The organism is Pseudomonas sp. CCI1.1, from assembly GCF_034348165.1.
Lineage (GTDB): Bacteria > Pseudomonadota > Gammaproteobacteria > Pseudomonadales > Pseudomonadaceae > Aquipseudomonas > Aquipseudomonas paracarnis.
Genome location: NZ_CP133780.1, coordinates 583691 through 598759, shown reverse-complemented (window position 1 = coordinate 598759; position 15069 = coordinate 583691). Strand labels below are relative to the sequence as shown.

13 protein-coding genes are annotated in these 15069 nt (G+C 59.7%); 8 read left to right on the top strand and 5 right to left on the bottom strand.

Going from position 1 to position 15069, the window contains the following annotated elements; all coding sequences use genetic code 11:
• The first annotated feature begins 56 nt into the window (after positions 1 to 56).
• The 3 genes from RHM69_RS02650 to RHM69_RS02640 are packed head-to-tail and all read left to right on the top strand — an operon-like array spanning position 57 to position 2875.
• Positions 57 to 737 (top strand): C39 family peptidase, encoded by a 681-nt coding sequence (locus tag RHM69_RS02650; RefSeq protein WP_020301091.1) that lies wholly within the window; start codon positions 57 to 59, stop codon positions 735 to 737.
• 37 nt (positions 738 to 774) lie between these two features.
• Complete coding sequence (locus tag RHM69_RS02645; protein ID WP_032901657.1) at positions 775 to 1518, top strand: hypothetical protein; 744 nt, start codon at positions 775 to 777, stop codon at positions 1516 to 1518.
• 49 nt (positions 1519 to 1567) lie between these two features.
• Entirely contained in the window at positions 1568 to 2875 is a 1308-nt protein-coding gene (locus RHM69_RS02640) for a hypothetical protein (RefSeq protein WP_032873010.1), read from the top strand.
• A 1164-nt stretch (positions 2876 to 4039) separates the two neighbouring features.
• Here RHM69_RS02640 and RHM69_RS02635 read toward each other — a convergent pair.
• Positions 4040 to 5362, bottom strand: a complete 1323-nt coding sequence (locus RHM69_RS02635) for a sigma-54 dependent transcriptional regulator (protein ID WP_102666935.1) — start codon at positions 5360 to 5362, stop codon at positions 4040 to 4042.
• A gap of 344 nt (positions 5363 to 5706) precedes the next feature.
• Between RHM69_RS02635 and RHM69_RS02630 the strand changes: the two genes are divergently transcribed.
• Complete coding sequence (locus RHM69_RS02630; RefSeq protein ID WP_014718744.1) at positions 5707 to 5967, top strand: hypothetical protein; 261 nt, start codon at positions 5707 to 5709, stop codon at positions 5965 to 5967.
• A gap of 67 nt (positions 5968 to 6034) precedes the next feature.
• Here the strand turns inward: RHM69_RS02630 and RHM69_RS02625 are convergent, their stop codons facing one another.
• From RHM69_RS02625 to gnd, 3 genes are read right to left on the bottom strand one after another with little or no spacing between them, the layout of a single operon-like run.
• A complete protein-coding gene (locus tag RHM69_RS02625) occupies positions 6035 to 6859 on the bottom strand; it encodes a Cof-type HAD-IIB family hydrolase (RefSeq protein ID WP_014718745.1) in 825 nt (274 codons plus the stop codon).
• Positions 6856 to 8379 carry a glucose-6-phosphate dehydrogenase gene (zwf, locus tag RHM69_RS02620; protein WP_014718746.1) on the bottom strand — a complete coding sequence of 508 codons (1524 nt, stop codon included), beginning with the start codon at positions 8377 to 8379 and terminating at the stop codon, positions 6856 to 6858. Before zwf ends, RHM69_RS02625 begins: the two co-directional genes overlap by 4 nt.
• Positions 8376 to 9359, bottom strand: a complete 984-nt coding sequence (gene gnd, locus RHM69_RS02615) for a phosphogluconate dehydrogenase (NAD(+)-dependent, decarboxylating) (RefSeq protein ID WP_019817573.1) — start codon at positions 9357 to 9359, stop codon at positions 8376 to 8378. The genes zwf and gnd overlap by 4 nt, the downstream gene beginning before the upstream one ends.
• Before the next feature lie 259 nt (positions 9360 to 9618).
• Here gnd and RHM69_RS02610 point away from each other — a divergent pair, with 259 nt between their 5' ends.
• The 4 genes from RHM69_RS02610 to RHM69_RS02595 all read left to right on the top strand — a co-directional run bounded on the left by RHM69_RS02610 (position 9619) and on the right by RHM69_RS02595 (position 14415).
• Positions 9619 to 9795 (top strand): DUF6026 family protein, encoded by a 177-nt coding sequence (locus tag RHM69_RS02610; protein ID WP_196492057.1) that lies wholly within the window; start codon positions 9619 to 9621, stop codon positions 9793 to 9795.
• A 157-nt stretch (positions 9796 to 9952) separates the two neighbouring features.
• Positions 9953 to 11695 carry a phosphoethanolamine transferase CptA gene (locus tag RHM69_RS02605; protein ID WP_003190879.1) on the top strand — a complete coding sequence of 581 codons (1743 nt, stop codon included), beginning with the start codon at positions 9953 to 9955 and terminating at the stop codon, positions 11693 to 11695.
• Positions 11696 to 11823: 128 nt separating this feature from the next.
• On the top strand, positions 11824 to 14061 hold the full coding sequence (locus RHM69_RS02600; protein ID WP_200601236.1) for a TonB-dependent siderophore receptor: 2238 nt from the start codon (positions 11824 to 11826) through the stop codon (positions 14059 to 14061).
• 141 nt (positions 14062 to 14202) lie between these two features.
• Positions 14203 to 14415 carry a hypothetical protein gene (locus RHM69_RS02595; RefSeq protein ID WP_014718750.1) on the top strand — a complete coding sequence of 71 codons (213 nt, stop codon included), beginning with the start codon at positions 14203 to 14205 and terminating at the stop codon, positions 14413 to 14415.
• Between the two features lie 101 nt (positions 14416 to 14516).
• On the opposite strand, the gene RHM69_RS02590 is transcribed toward RHM69_RS02595, so the two are convergent.
• Positions 14517 to 15008 carry a GNAT family N-acetyltransferase gene (locus RHM69_RS02590; RefSeq protein ID WP_014718751.1) on the bottom strand — a complete coding sequence of 164 codons (492 nt, stop codon included), beginning with the start codon at positions 15006 to 15008 and terminating at the stop codon, positions 14517 to 14519.
• Positions 15009 to 15069 lie beyond the last annotated feature (61 nt).

Genomic DNA, 15069 nt, shown 5'->3' with positions numbered 1-15069 from the left:
CGGGGCCTTGGCGACAAGGCCCTTTTTTATTCCAGTGTCCAACAGGTCATTCGATCATGCGTATCGCGACCCTCACCCTCCTGATGTTACTCACCGGCACGACCTGGGCAGGCACCATGGCGATTTCCGCCATGCCCGGCGGTGCGGTGATTTTCAAGAAGGTCGAGAGCATTCGCGAGCGCCGGTTCGCCAACCTGGTGGAACAGAAAACCGACTTCAGCTGCGGTGCCGCAGCACTCGCCACCATCCTGCGCCAGGCCTATTGGCTGGACGTCGACGAAGCACACATCATCAAAGGCATGCTGGTCACCGCCGACCAGGACCTGGTGCGAACCCAGGGCTTTTCCATGCTGGACATGAAGCGCTACCTCGAGAGCATCGGCATGCGTGCCCGGGGCTACAAGATCGCGCCTGAGACCCTGCTGACCGTGAAAATCCCCGTGGTGGTGCTGCTGGAAATTCGCGGCTACAAGCACTTCGTGGTGTTGCAACGGGCCGACAAGGACTGGGTGTACATCGGCGACCCCGTATTGGGCCACAAGCGCTATTCCCGTGACGATTTCGTCAAAGGCTGGAATGGCATTGTCTTCGCCGTACTGGGTGAGGGTTACGACAAGGCCAACGTCTTGCTCGACCCGCCCCTGCCGCTGACCGCCAAGAGCCAGATGAATGAGTTCAGGCCTGTGGGCGATGCCGAGCTGATGGATTTCGGTTTTATCCAGAGCGACTTCTTCTAGAAGCGCAATAAGGGGCAGGACGCCCCAGGAGCAGCAGATGAACACTTCCCGTTGGCTGACGGTCTTGTGTCTGGCCGCCTCAATGCCTGCTTATGCGTCCTCGGGGTTCAAGCCCATCGAACTCAAGGACGCCGAAATGGCCGAGCTGCGCGGCCGTTATGTGATGCCGGGACGCATCATCAGCTTTGGCATTGTCATGAGCAGCACCTGGACCAATGCCGAAGGTAGCAACATCACCGGCACGGCCAACATGCAGATCGACAAGACCACCATTACGCCACAGTTCTACGTGCAAACCACCGGCTCGACCGGTACCGGCACGCGCCCCAACACGGGCACCGGCAATGTGGTCGGTGGTGCCGGCCTCGGCAGCGGCCAGGGCGTGACCCAAAGTGTACGCACCGCCGGCGATGGCAACGCCGCCTACAACAATGTGGGCATCAACGTCGAAAATGGGGTTAGCCCCGCCAATAACCTGCAGTCCGGCCAGGTGCTGGTGGCGGGCGGTACAGTGACCGGGGACAGCGCCGCGGGCCGTGTCAGCGTATCGGCCAACAGTGGCGGCGTGCAGATGGCCATCCAGGCCAATCACAACCAGGGCAACAGCCTGCAGCAGATCGGCGCGGGGAACGTGCTGCAGGGCACGGTATTGACCGGCGATAGCAACCTTGTCAGAAACATCACCCAGATCAACGTGGTGATGAACAATAACGGGCTGAACAACGCCGCGTTGAACTGCAACCTGGATCAACTCAAAGGCCTACGCACGCTCGGTTATTGAACTACGCTGACCCTCGACACTTACGCATTAGAAAAGGACGGCTTATTTCATGCATCGATCGTTATCGCTACGTGCGGTGGTTTGTTTGAGTACGCTCTTGCCCGCATCCGTGCTGTATGCCGCGCCAGACGCTGACATCGAAACCCTGAAGAAGGAACTGCTGGAACTCAAGCAACGCTACGACGTGCAGCAAAAAGCCTTGGCCGTGCTGGAGCAACGTGTGCGCCAGGTCGAGGACCAACCGGCAACGCCCGCCCCCAGGCGCCTGGCCAAATCACCGGCCGACTTCAAGAACGGCGCTAACACTGTCGCGGCTAGCGGTACGGGCGCAGCCGCGGCATCCGGTGGCGCTGGCGGGGGTGGCAGCTCCTACGGCCAGGCCCTCAAGGACGACTCGGCCCCTGCGCAAAGTGTGAGCAACCTGTACAACGAGGCCAGCGGCTTTTTCGGCAATGGCAAGTTCAGCGTGGAAACGGGCATCACCTATGCCCGTTATGACGCGCGCCAGTTGACGCTCAATGGTTTCCTGGCGCTGGACTCGATTTTCCTGGGCAACATCAACCTGGACCGGATCAAGTCCGACAGCTGGACCCTGGACCTTACCGGGCGCTACAACGTCGACAACCGCTGGCAGTTCGACCTGAACGTGCCGGTGGTGTACCGCGAGTCCACCTACCAGTCGGGCGGCGCCGGCAACGACGCCACCGCCACCTCCGAAGGTTCCGTGACCCGTGACCCGACCATCGGCGATGTCAACTTTGGCGTGGCGTACAAGTTCCTCGACGAAACCTCGACCTTGCCCGATGCGGTGGTGTCGGTGCGCGTCAAGGCCCCGACGGGCAAAGAGCCCTTCGGCATCAAACTGGTCAAGCAACCTAACAACGATAACCTCTACGTGCCCGAAAGCCTGCCCACGGGTAACGGGGTCTGGTCGGTCACGCCGGGCATCTCCCTGGTCAAGACCTTCGACCCGGCCGTGCTGTTCGGTTCGTTGTCGTACACCCACAACTTTGAAGATTCTTTCGATGACATCAGCAGCGAAGTCAATCAGAAGGTAGGAGGCAAGGTACGCCTGGGCGACAGCTTCCAATTCGGGGTCGGCGTCGCCTTTGCCTTGAACGAGAAGATGAGCATGTCGTTCTCGGTTTCCGACCTGGTGCAGCGCAAGAGCAAGCTCAAGCCCGATGGCGGCGACTGGCAATCAGTGGTGTCCAGCGATGCCAACGCCGGCTATTTCAACGTGGGCATGACGATTGCCGCCTCGGATAACCTGACCATCGTGCCGAACCTGGCGATTGGGATGACCGATGATGCGCCGGACTTTACGTTCAGCCTGAAATTCCCGTATTACTTCTGATTGGTTTGCCTGCGGGCGGTGTGTCAGTTACTGCATCTGTGACTGCACTCCCGCTTTCGCAGGCAAGCCAGCTCCCACATGGGCCCTGTATTGCCCACAGAATCAGCGCCTGACACAAATCCCCTGTGGGAGCGGGCTTGCCCGCGAAGGCGGAGTGTCAGTTGCTGCATCTGTGACTGCACTACCGCTTTCGCAGGCAAGCCAGCTCCCACATTGGCCCTGTATTGCCCACAGAATCAGCGCCTGGCACAGATCACCTGTGGGAGCGGGCTTGCCCGCGAAAGCGGAGTGTCAGTCACTGAATCTCTAACTGAACCACCGCTATCGCAGGCAAGCCAGCTCCCACATTGGCCCTGTATTGCCCACAGAATCAGCGCCTGACACAAATCCCCTGTGGGAGCGGGCTTGCCCGCGATGGCGGTGTGTCAGTTGCTGCATCTGTGACTGCACTACCGCTTTCGCAGGCAAGCCAGCTCCCACATTGGCCATGCATTGCCCACAAAATCAGCGCCTGACACAAATCCCCTGTGGGAGCGAGCTTGCCCGCGAAGGCGGAGTGTCAGTCACTGAATCTGTGACTGCACTACCGCTTTCGCAGGCAAGCCAGCTCCCACATTGGCCCTGTATTGCCCACAGAATCAGCGCCTGACACAAATCCTGTGGGAGCGGGCTTGCCCGCGATGGCGGTGTGTCAGTTGCTGCATCTGTGACTGCACTACCGCTTTCGCAGGCAAGCCAGCTCCCACATTGGCCATGCATTGCCCACAAAATCAGCGCCTGACACAAATCCCCTGTGGGAGCGGGCTTGCCCGCGATGGCGGTGTGTCAGTTGCCGCATCTGTGACTGCACTACCGCTTTCGCAGGCAAGCCAGCTCCCACATTGGCCATGCATTGCCCACAAAATCAGCGCCTGACACAAATCCCCTGTGGGAGCGGGCTTGCCCGCGATGGCGGTGTGTCAGTTGCTGCATCTGTGACTGCACTACCGCTTTCGCAGGCAAGCCAGCTCCCACATTGGCCATGCATTGCCCACAAAATCAGCGCCTGACACAAATCCCCTGTGGGAGCGGGCTTGCCCGCGAAGGCGGTGTGTCAGTTGCTGCATCTGTGACTGCACTACCGCTTTCGCAGGCAAGCCAGCTCCCACTTTGGGTTTACCCGCCCTAGCGGATCTGGTGTTTATGCAGCAACCGGTAGAACGTCGGCCGGGAAATCCCCAGTACACGGGCCGCGACACTGAGGTTGTCGCTGTGCCGGTTGAGCACATCGCACAACGCCTGACGTTCGGCGCGGTGTTTGTAGTCTTCTAATGTCGCCATCGGCGCCGACATGGCTTGCTGGCCTTGCAGCCCCAGGTCAGCCGCTTCGATCTGCCGCCCTTCGGCCAGTACCAGGCCACGCCGCACGCGGTTGGCCAGTTCACGCACATTGCCCGGCCACGGGTGTTGCCCCATCGCCACCAAGGCCTCTTCGCTGAAACTGCGCGGGCGCCGTCCGGTTTCCTGGCTGTAAAAACGTGAAAAGTGGTTGGCCAGCATCGCCACGTCACCATGGCGTTCGCGCAACGGCGCGGTGACCACTTGCAGCACATTCAGGCGGTAATACAAGTCTTCGCGAAAGGCGCCCTTCTCTACCGCAGCCTCAAGGTTGACGTGAGTGGCGGCCAACACCCGTACATCCACCGGGATCGGCTGGCTGCCGCCAACGCGTTCGATGTGTTTTTCCTGAAGAAAGCGCAACAAGTTGGCTTGCAGCTCCATCGGCAGATCGCCGATTTCATCGAGGAACAGGGTGCCGCCGTTGGCCGCTTCAATACGCCCGATCTTGCGCTGATGGGCGCCGGTAAACGCGCCTTTTTCGTGACCGAACAGCTCGGACTGGATCAGGTGTTCAGGAATAGCGCCACAATTGATCGCGACAAACGGCTTGGCATGCCGCTGGGATTGGCGGTGCAGGGTCTTGGCCACCAACTCTTTGCCCGTGCCACTGTCACCGCGGATCAACACCGGGGATTCAGTCGGCGCCAACTTGGACAACAATTTGCGCAGCTCACGAATGGGGCGGCTCTCGCCCAGCAATTCATGGGGCTCATCCACCGGCGCGTGGCCCTTGCCACGCAGGCGCGCCATGCCGAACGCGCGACCCAGGGTCACCTGTACCCGGGACACATCGAAGGGTAAGGTATGGAAGTCGAAAAACCATTCGCAGACAAAATCGCCGACGTTCTGCAAACGCAGTACATCCTGGCTGAGCACGGCGATCCACTCGGTGCCGCTGCGACCAATCAACTCCTTGACCGCTTCGGGGCGCTCCAGGTGATCCCGCTGCAAGCGCAGCAGGCCCACATCGCAGGAGCGCTCCCCCACCGCCTCCAAGGCACAGCTGTCTACTTCCCAGCCGGCGGTGCGTAAACCGGGTAATAACCCGTGGCAATCGTCACAGGGGTCGACCACCAATAAGCGGCGTTGGGCGGGTGTCGCAATCATGACTATTCCTTGGCGCCAAGATTGTTAAAGTTATTTAGAAACAACAGTTTGTGGCGACCGTTGGTAACCCTAGCAAGATCTTGACGCTTTCCTTGTACCCTTTCGCTATAAGTGCGGGCAAAAAGCCATGCTTGTTTCGTAGCACGCCGAAAGTTGCTCGTCAGTGAAACGCTTATGGCGCTTTCAAAACAGCCGCTTACATGACGTCAATCAGGAAAAGTTAAATTTTCTTGCCCTAGCATGTGACCCGCACGCCACCATCGTGCATCAGTACAAGTAACCCACCGCACGGTCAGCCCAACCGCCGGTACTCACTTGAATGGGCATACAGAGAGAAGACCCAAATGAACGCTCCGCTGCGCATCAACGAAGCTCTTTTGATTGCAGACCGTGCTTTCCAGCCCTTTCAGTGCGTGGCCTGGCACGATGGCGTCGGCGCCCTCAGCCTGAGCGTCATCGACCGTACCAACACCCGCATCGGCAGCAAACAGCTGTCCTGCACTGCGTATACCGACCCGGCTCAACTTGAAAACCTGTTGTTACAGGCCCGCGCCGAGCTCGATAAAGATGGCCACCAGTTGCAGTCTTGGGCAATGCCGAAGTAATGCAATGCGGCAACTTCCAGCCAACGCCAAACATCGGCTGGAAGTTGCGCACTAAAACGTCAGTTACTTAGCGTGCCGCGAGAATAAACCGTTCGAACGCCTCGGCAGCGCCGTCCTCGACATTGCTGCCGGTCACCACATTGGCCTGGCGCTTGACGGTTTCTTCGGCCTGGCCCATGGCAATCGACAATCCCGCCACATGAAACATCGCCGGGTCATTGCCACCGTCACCAATCGCAGCCGTTTGCGCAAGCGGCACGCCCAGGTGCTCGGCCAGGGTTTTCAAGGCTTCGCCTTTGTTGGCCAGCATCGCGGTCACGTCCAGATACACCGGCTGCGAGCGCGATACCTGGGCCAACCCCTGCACTTTCGGCTGCAATTGCGCCTCCAGCTCCACCAGCAACTGGGTGTTGTTGCTGGCGGCGACGATCTTGTCGACCCGGTCCAGGTAAGGCTCGAAACTCTCCACCACCACCGGCCCATAGCCCAAGCCGTCGGCTTCGCGCTGCACCATGGGCCCGGGCGGATCACGGCGCAGCCAGTCGCCATCGGCAAACACCCAGACTTCCACGTCCGGCTCGGCCGAAAACAGCGCCAGGGTGATCAGCGCCGCTTCCGCCGGCAGATGGTGAGCAACCAGGATGCTGCCATCCGGGTTGACCAACGTACCGCCATTAAAGCCAGCCACCGGCACATCGATGCCAAAGGTCTCGATCAAATGCCGCATGGCTTTGGGCGGACGCCCGCTGGCCAGGCTGAAAAGCACCCCGGCCTCGCGCATGGCGCGAATGGCATCGGCGGTGCGTTGGCTGAGGCTGTGGTCGGGATGCAATAGCGTCCCGTCCACATCACTGAGGACAAACCGGATGGGTTGAATCGTCGCGTCACTCATCCGAGGCTATGCCAAGCGCGGCCATCGCGGGCCAGCAAGGCATCGGCCGCTGCTGGGCCATCCTCACCAGCCTTGTAAGCCTGGATACCGTCATCTTCCTTCCATGCATCCAGGAACGGCTGCACCGCACGCCAACCGTTCTCGATGTTGTCGGCGCGCTGGAACAAGGTCTGGTCGCCGGTCATGCAGTCGTAGATCAGGGTTTCGTAACCCGTCGACGGTTGCATCTCGAAGAAGTCCTTGTAGTCAAAGCCCAATTCGATATTGGCCATTTCCAGGGTCGGCCCAGGCTGCTTGGCCAACAGGTCGAACCACATGCCTTCGTTCGGCTGGATCTGGATCTTAAGGTAAGTTGGCTTGAGCTCATCGACTTCGGTATCGCGAAATTGCGCATAAGGCGCCTGCTTGAAGCAGATCACGATCTCGGTGTCGCGGATGCTCATGCGCTTGCCGGTGCGCAGGTAAAACGGCACACCGACCCAACGCCAGTTATCAATCATCACTTTGAGCGCGACGAACGTCTCGGTGCTGCTGTCCGGCGCGACGTTGGCTTCTTCGCGATAGCCGGGTAATGGCTTGCCGGCGATTTCGCCGGCGGTGTATTGGCCGCGCACGGAGTTGGCCCGCGCATCCTCCAGCGACCAGGGGCGGATGGCACCGACCACTTTGGCCTTCTCACCCCGCACCGCATCGGCACCAAAGGCGGCCGGCGGTTCCATGGCGACCATCGCCAGCAGCTGGAATAGGTGGTTGGGCACCATGTCCCGCAGTGTGCCGGTCTTCTCGAAGAAGTTGCCCCGGGTTTCAACGCCGACGGTTTCAGCGGCAGTGATTTGCACGTGATCGATGTAGTGGTTGTTCCAGAACGCTTCGAACAGCACGTTGGAGAAACGGCTGACCAGGATGTTCTGCACCGTCTCCTTGCCCAGGTAATGGTCGATGCGGTAGATCTGCTTCTCGCTCATCACCTTGAGCAGGCAGGCGTTGAGCGCCTCGGCGGTGGCCAGGTCGGAGCCGAACGGCTTCTCGATCACCACGCGCCGAAAGCCATCGTCCGTTTCATTCAACAAGCCAGCGCTGCCCAGGCGCTGCACCACTTCACTGAAAAAGCGCGGAGCGGTGGCCAGGTAGAACACCGCATTGGCGGTGCCGCTGTCAGCGATCTTGCTGGCGATATCGGCATAGGTGCTGTCGTCGAGGAAATCGCCCTCGACGTAGCTGATGCCCTTGGCCAATTGTGCCCACAACGCGGGGTCGAGGGCGTTCTCGGCATTGCCCCTGACCTTGCTGGAGGCTTCGGTACGAATGAAGTCCTCAAGTTTCTTGGCAAAGTCCGCGTCGCTGATGGCGTTGTGATCAACGCCGACAATACGCAGGCCATCGCCCAGCAACCCATCGCGGCTCAGGTTGTACAGCGCCGGCATGAGCAGGCGCTTGACCAGGTCGCCATGGGCGCCAAACAGAAACAATGTGGTGGGTGGAGCAGGTTCGGCCTTAGGTTTCTTGCCGTTGGCGGTCATTTTTTGGAAGTCTCCACATGGCCACCAAAGCCGAAGCGCATGGCAGACAGCATTTTGTCACCGTAGGTGCTCTGCTGGCGGGAGCGGAAACGCGCGAACAGCGAGGTCGACAACACCGGAACCGGCACCGCCTGCTCCATGGCTGCTTCGATGGTCCAACGACCCTCACCGCTGTCGGCCACGGAGCCCGAGTAGCCGTCAAGTTTGGGGTCGGTGGCCAGGGCATCGGCGGTCAGGTCCAGCAACCAGGACGACACCACGCTGCCACGACGCCAGACTTCGGCGATGTCGCCGACGTTGAGGTCAAAGCGCTGGTCTTCCGGCAGGTTTTCCGAGTTCTTGGTCTTGAGGATGTCAAAACCTTCGGCAAACGCCTGCATCATCCCGTACTCGATGCCGTTGTGGATCATCTTGACGAAGTGCCCAGAACCCGCTGGGCCGGCGTGAATGTAGCCCTGCTCGGCACGTGGGTCGGCAGAGGCCGAACGGTCCTTGGTGCGCGGGATGTTACCCAGGCCCGGCGCCAGGCTTTTGAAGATCGGGTCGAGGCGATTCACGGTCTCGGTGTCACCACCGATCATCATGCAGTAGCCACGTTCCAGGCCCCAGACGCCGCCCGAGGTGCCCACGTCTACATAGTGCAGGCCCTTTTCAGCCAGGGCTTTGCCGCGACGCACGTCGTCCTTGTAGTTGGTGTTGCCGCCGTCGATGATCACATCGCCGTCTTCCAGCAGTTCGCTCAGTGCGTTGATGGTGTCTTCGGTGGGCGCGCCCGCCGGCAACATGACCCAGACAGCACGGGGCTTTTGCAGGCCGGCCACCAGTGCTTTCAAGTCGGCGACGCCGGTGGCGCCCTCCTCGCTCAAGGCTTTGACGAAGGCTTCGTTACGGTCGTATACAACGGTGGTATGCCCATTGAGCATCAGGCGCCGCGCAATGTTACCGCCCATGCGGCCTAGTCCGATAATCCCCAGTTGCATGTGCTGATGCTCCTAACTTCTAAAAAATGTGTGACATAGTTTATAGCGCAATGAGGCTAATGAGGGTTAGTCCAGAGCGGATCCGTGTAGTTTCATGACAAAAAAGTGGCCATCGTTTCACCATCACCCCGGCAAAAGTCACACGACCGCCAAAAATAAAAAAGTTCCCTTGCTGCGAAAAAGAATTCAAACTTGCTTCCGACTGTTGCCAAAAACCTGTTTTGGCACCGCGATCTACCGGCTATTTGCGAGGTAAGCAATGAGCACAGCACAGATGACCCGTCCGCCACAGACCCTCTACGTCACCCTCCGTCGCGATGAACTGCGCCAGTTGAAAGACGAGCGCGATCAGTTGCAACAGGAAGTCCTGCGCCTGCGCTTGCACCTTCAAGCCCAGCTCGATCAACCGTCGGATGCCAAGCCAGCCCTGTGCTGAAAGCCGGGCCGAACGCGTTGTAAGGCAATACCTACAGAAAACTCACAAAGTTTTCACATTCCCCTCTTGATACTCCCGTTCCGCGATGCCGCTCACTTCCTGGGCGGCCCGATGTTGCGCGCCTGTGCGCGACAATCTTTCTCTGATGGGGCGCTGGATGGCGATGTTCAAACGCAGCACGACGACTGCGAAAGGCTTTGATTGGGCCGGCCTTGGCTGGTTATTCCTGTTTTTCTGGTATTTCTCGGGTATTACCCAACTTCTTATCCAACTGACCGGCACCTCCGGCTTCAGTGGCTTCCGCCAGGCCTTCTTCATGAGTGCGCTGTGGCTGGCGCCGATGTTGCTGTTCCCGCGTCGTACACGCCTGCTCGCCGCCTTGATCGGCGTGGTGCTGTGGGCTTGCTCCATGGCGAGCCTGGGTTATTTCTTCATTTATCAGCAGGAATTTTCCCAGAGCGTCATCTTCATCATGTTCGAGTCGAACATCTCTGAAGCCGGCGAATACGCCACCCAATACTTTGCCTGGTGGATCGTGCTGGCGTTCATTGCCCACACCGCCTTCGCCATCTTCCTGTGGACGCGCTTGCGCCCGGTGTACCTGCCGCGCGGTCAGTCAATCGTGGCAGCCATTGCCATCGTCCTGGCGGTGGTGGGCTACCCACTGGTCAAGCAGATCGCCACCAGCGAAACCATGGAATTGGCCATCGACCGTTTCGAAACCCGCATCGAGCCTGCCGTGCCTTGGCAGATGATCGTCGCCTACCGTCGCTACACCGAGCAGCTGGATAACATGCAAGGCATGCTCACCAGTGCAAGCAAGATCCCGCCCTTGAACAACCTCAAGGACAGCATGGCCGGCCAGCCGTCCACACTTGTCTTGGTCATCGGCGAGTCGACCAACCGCCAGCGCATGAGCCTCTACGGCTACCCGCGCAACACCACGCCGGAACTGGACAAGCTGCGCGACCAACTGGCCGTGTTCGATAACGTCATCACCCCGCGCCCCTACACCATTGAAGCGCTGCAACAGGTGCTGACCTTCGCTGACGAAGAAAACCCAGACCTGTACCTCAAGACACCGTCGATTGTCAGCGTGATGAAACAGGCCGGCTACAAGACCTTCTGGATCACCAATCAGCAGACCATGACCAAACGCAACACCATGCTCACGACCTTTTCCGAACAGGCCGACGAGCAGGTGTACCTCAACAACAACCGCAACCAGAACGCCCGTCAGTACGACGGCGATGTACTGGCGCCGTTTTCCAAGGCCCTGGCCGATACCGCCGAACGCAAGTTCATCGTGGTGCACCTGCTGGGCACCCACATGAGCTACCAGTACCGCTACCCGCCGACCTTCGACAAGTTCACCGACCGCCAGGGCGTGCCAGCGGGTGTCAGCGATGCGCAGTTGCCGACCTACAACAGCTATGACAACGCGGTGCTGTACAACGATTTCGTGGTCTCCAGCCTGATCAAGGACTACGCCAAGACCGACCCCAACGGCTTTTTGCTGTACCTGTCGGATCACGGCGAAGACGTGTTCGACTCCGCCGGCCACGACACCTTGGGCCGTAACGAAGGCAAGCCGACCGCGCCGATGTACACCATCCCGTTCATGGCCTACGCCTCGCCAAAATGGCGCGAAAGCCACGACTGGAGCTTCGCCGGCGACTTGCAACGGCCTTACAGCAGTTCGCAGTTGATCCACACCTGGGCCGACATGGCAGGCTTGAGTTTCGATGAGCTGGACCACAGCAAGAGTCTGGTAAGCGACAGCTTCAAGCCACGCCCCCTGTTGATCGGCAACCCTTACGAGACCAAGCAGAAGGCGCTGATCGACTTCAGCCTGATCAAGCCCAAGAAGGCCGACGGCGCCGAAGTGGTGGCCAAATAAGCCAGGGGCTTGCAACAGAAAGATAATAATCATTCTCGTTTAACCCTAAAGTTCCGCAGCTCCTTTCGTCTTTGAACCAAGCCCTCCCTGCTTGGGGAGGTATCCAAGACGACAAGGAGTCTGCAGTGATGTTCGCGCCCTTCACCCGTTCCATGACCTTCACCCTCGGCCTGTTCAGCCTGGCGCTGAGCCCGGATTCGCTGGCCGACACCGACCCCGATACAGCCCCCGCCAAAGCCCTGGAACTGGGCGCGACCACCATCAGCGCCGACAACCTGGGCGCCACCACCGAGCACACCGGCGCCTACACTACTGGCTCGATGAGCACCGCCACGCGGCTGAACCTCTCCGTCAAGGAAACCCCGCAATCGATCTCGGTGGTCACACGCCAGCAGATGGACGACTTCAATCTCAACACCCTGACGGATGTGTTGCGCCAGACCACGGGCGTCAACGTTCAGCATTACGACTCCGATCGTGTCTACTACTCCGCCCGAGGCTATGGCATCAGCAACTTCCAGGTTGACGGGATGCTCAACACTTTCGGCTACATGAAGACCGACGCCGACACCATCATCTACGACCGCATCGAAGTAGTGCGCGGCGCGACGGGCCTGACCACGGGCGCAGGCGACCCTTCGGCCACCGTAAACATGGTGCGCAAGCGCCCTACCGCCCACTGGCAGGCCAAGACCGGCATCAGTGGCGCCAGCCATGACAACTACTACAGCTACGTCGACGTCGGCGGCCCGCTGGCGTTCGACGGCAAACTGCGCGGGCGTAGCGTGCTGGCTTACCGTGACAGCCAGTCCTTTCGTGACAACTATGGGCTGCAGCGGGCAGTGGGCTACGGCATTCTCGAGGGCGATCTTTCCGACGATACCGTGCTGGCCGTCGGCTTTGATTACCAGGACAAACAGGTACAAGGCACCTCCTGGGGCACCGTGCCCTACTGGAACAGCCAGGGCGGCAAGGCCAGGCTGCCCCGCTCCATCAACATGGCGGCGCACTGGAGTTCCTGGCCGCTGACCGACAAGACCACCTTCGCCACCCTCGACCATCGGCTCGGCGGCGACTGGCACCTGAAGGCCGCCTATACCCATCGCCAGAGCGACACCGATGGCAAGGTGTATTACGGCGGCGCCGGTTTCCCCAACCCCGACCGCAGCGGCATGACGGCCTGGGCCAGCCATATGCGCGGCACCTCGCGCATGGAGGCCATCGACCTCAACCTGGCCGGCAGCTACACGCTGCTGGGCCGCGAACACGCGCTGATGATGGGCTATGGCGAAGCCGCCCAACGGGATGTCTCTCCCTTCATGCGCAGCGACCTGCCAGCCAGCTACTACCCCATCCAGGACTGGAAGCACATGGGCGGCATCGGCAAGTTCACCGACCAGGTGACCGACCTGAAGGGTGAGCACAGCAAGAAACAACAGAAAGCCGGTTACCTGGCCACAAGGCTGAGCCTCACAGACCGCTTGCACGCCGTACTGGGCAGCCGTTACGGCAGTTGGGAGCTGGAAAGCGCAGAGCCCAAATACGATGCCAACGACCAACTGACCGCTTCGGGCAAAACCAGTCAGACCCACAATGATATGTGGACGCCATACGCCGGCCTGCTCTACGACATCACGCCGCAGTACACCGTCTACGCCAGCTATACCGACATCTTCAAACCCCAGGACTACCGTGATGCCAACAAGAAGTACCTGGAGCCCGTGGTCGGCAGTAACTACGAAGTGGGCCTCAAGGGCAGCGTGCTGAACGAGCGCTTGAACCTGGCCGCCGCGTACTTCTGGAGTACCCAGGACAACGTCGCCGAGCGGGATGACTCAGTCCCGCCCAACCCGGTCACGGGCGAGGAGTACTACAGATCCGGCGGCAAAGGTAACAAGGTCAACGGCTTCGAGCTGGAAGCCGCCGGTGAAATCACGCCGGACTGGAACCTGACCGCCGGCTACACCTACACCCATTCAGTTAATGGCTCGGACAAACGCAATAACACCAGCCAACCCTTGAACCTGGTGAAGATCTCCAGCGCCTATCGCCTGCCGGGCGCCTGGCGCAACCTGACGGTGGGCGGCGCAGTGAACTGGCAGAGCGAAACCTACGACTTCAGCAACCGCCCGACCGGGCAGCGCAACAGCGAAGGCCGGCCGATAACCACCCGGGCGAAGATCACGCAACAGGGCTATACCGTGGTCAACCTGATGTCGCGCTACCAGTTCGACGAACAGGTTTCGGCGTCGGTCAATGTGAATAACCTCTTTGATAAGAAATACTACGAGCGCGTTGGTTTTTATAACGGCGTGTATTGGGGTGAGCCGCGTTCCGTCACGCTGGCATTGGATTGGAAGTTATAGCCCCGCGCGTTGAAGTTAACAAAACTGTTAACTTCAACGGCATCTCCCGTTAATTCCCACTTAATAAGATAGCGCCATAGTCGCTCCATGATCTGATCACGGAGCGACCGGACACCTATCACTTTTAATGGGAATACCGCGATGAAAATGTCGACCTTGATACTGGCCAGCCTGATGACCCTGACCTCCGCCGCCGCCTTTGCAGAGGGCGGCGCAGAGCGCTCCAAGGAGTTCTACAACAACTTCAGCTTCATTCAGGAAAAAACCCACGGCAAGGCTGAGCAACAAGTTGCCAGCGCCGATGGCAAATCGGTTAAGTCTGAGACTGTTGATCAGGCACAACCGAACAGCTGAGTTAATGCTTACTTAATCCGTAGCACCCTGCGCCATTCTGCTCCGTTGGCAAAGGTTTATTGGGCGCCCTTTAATGGCGCCCTTTTTTTGCCGGTTATTTATTACAACGGCTTATGCCAGAACAGCATTCGCCCATGGGCGGGATCAAACACTGAGTCGTCAAACCCGAACTTGCGGTATGCCGACTGCGCCAGGGCATTACCTTCCAGCACTTCGAGGGTGATCTTGCAGCAACCGCGCTGCCGGGCGATTTCCTCGACCTTTTGCAGCATCTTCTGACTCAACCCCAAACCCCGAAATTGCTCCTTCACCATCACGTCATGGACGTTGACCAAGGGCCGGCAGGCGAAGGTCGAAAAGCCCTCGAAACAATTGACCAACCCCGCTGGCTCCCCCCCGACGAACGCCAGCACACTGAACGCGTGTGGGCGCTTGGCCAGTTCGGCTGGCAGTTGCTGCAAGAGATCGGCTGGCAGGCTGTGGCCGCCGCCCATCGGGTCTTCAGCGTAAGAGTTGAGCAGCAGGCCAATGGCGTCGGCGTGCACGGCGTTGGTATAGCTGGCTTGCAGCACCAGGATGTCTGGGGTGTCCATGTCCTTCCTCGATAGCGACAACCAGGGAATCGGTTCCCTTTGAGAGGTGCGATTGTAAGCG

Coding starts and splice junctions, on each gene's coding strand:
- RHM69_RS02650 (WP_020301091.1), top strand. CDS start 57: ATGCGTATCGCGACCCTCACCCTCCTGATGTTACTCACCGGCACGACC.
- RHM69_RS02645 (WP_032901657.1), top strand. CDS start 775: ATGAACACTTCCCGTTGGCTGACGGTCTTGTGTCTGGCCGCCTCAATG.
- RHM69_RS02640 (WP_032873010.1), top strand. CDS start 1,568: ATGCATCGATCGTTATCGCTACGTGCGGTGGTTTGTTTGAGTACGCTC.
- RHM69_RS02635 (WP_102666935.1), bottom strand. CDS start 5,362: ATGATTGCGACACCCGCCCAACGCCGCTTATTGGTGGTCGACCCCTGT.
- RHM69_RS02630 (WP_014718744.1), top strand. CDS start 5,707: ATGAACGCTCCGCTGCGCATCAACGAAGCTCTTTTGATTGCAGACCGT.
- RHM69_RS02625 (WP_014718745.1), bottom strand. CDS start 6,859: ATGAGTGACGCGACGATTCAACCCATCCGGTTTGTCCTCAGTGATGTG.
- zwf (WP_014718746.1), bottom strand. CDS start 8,379: ATGACCGCCAACGGCAAGAAACCTAAGGCCGAACCTGCTCCACCCACC.
- gnd (WP_019817573.1), bottom strand. CDS start 9,359: ATGCAACTGGGGATTATCGGACTAGGCCGCATGGGCGGTAACATTGCG.
- RHM69_RS02610 (WP_196492057.1), top strand. CDS start 9,619: ATGAGCACAGCACAGATGACCCGTCCGCCACAGACCCTCTACGTCACC.
- RHM69_RS02605 (WP_003190879.1), top strand. CDS start 9,953: ATGGCGATGTTCAAACGCAGCACGACGACTGCGAAAGGCTTTGATTGG.
- RHM69_RS02600 (WP_200601236.1), top strand. CDS start 11,824: ATGTTCGCGCCCTTCACCCGTTCCATGACCTTCACCCTCGGCCTGTTC.
- RHM69_RS02595 (WP_014718750.1), top strand. CDS start 14,203: ATGAAAATGTCGACCTTGATACTGGCCAGCCTGATGACCCTGACCTCC.
- RHM69_RS02590 (WP_014718751.1), bottom strand. CDS start 15,008: ATGGACACCCCAGACATCCTGGTGCTGCAAGCCAGCTATACCAACGCC.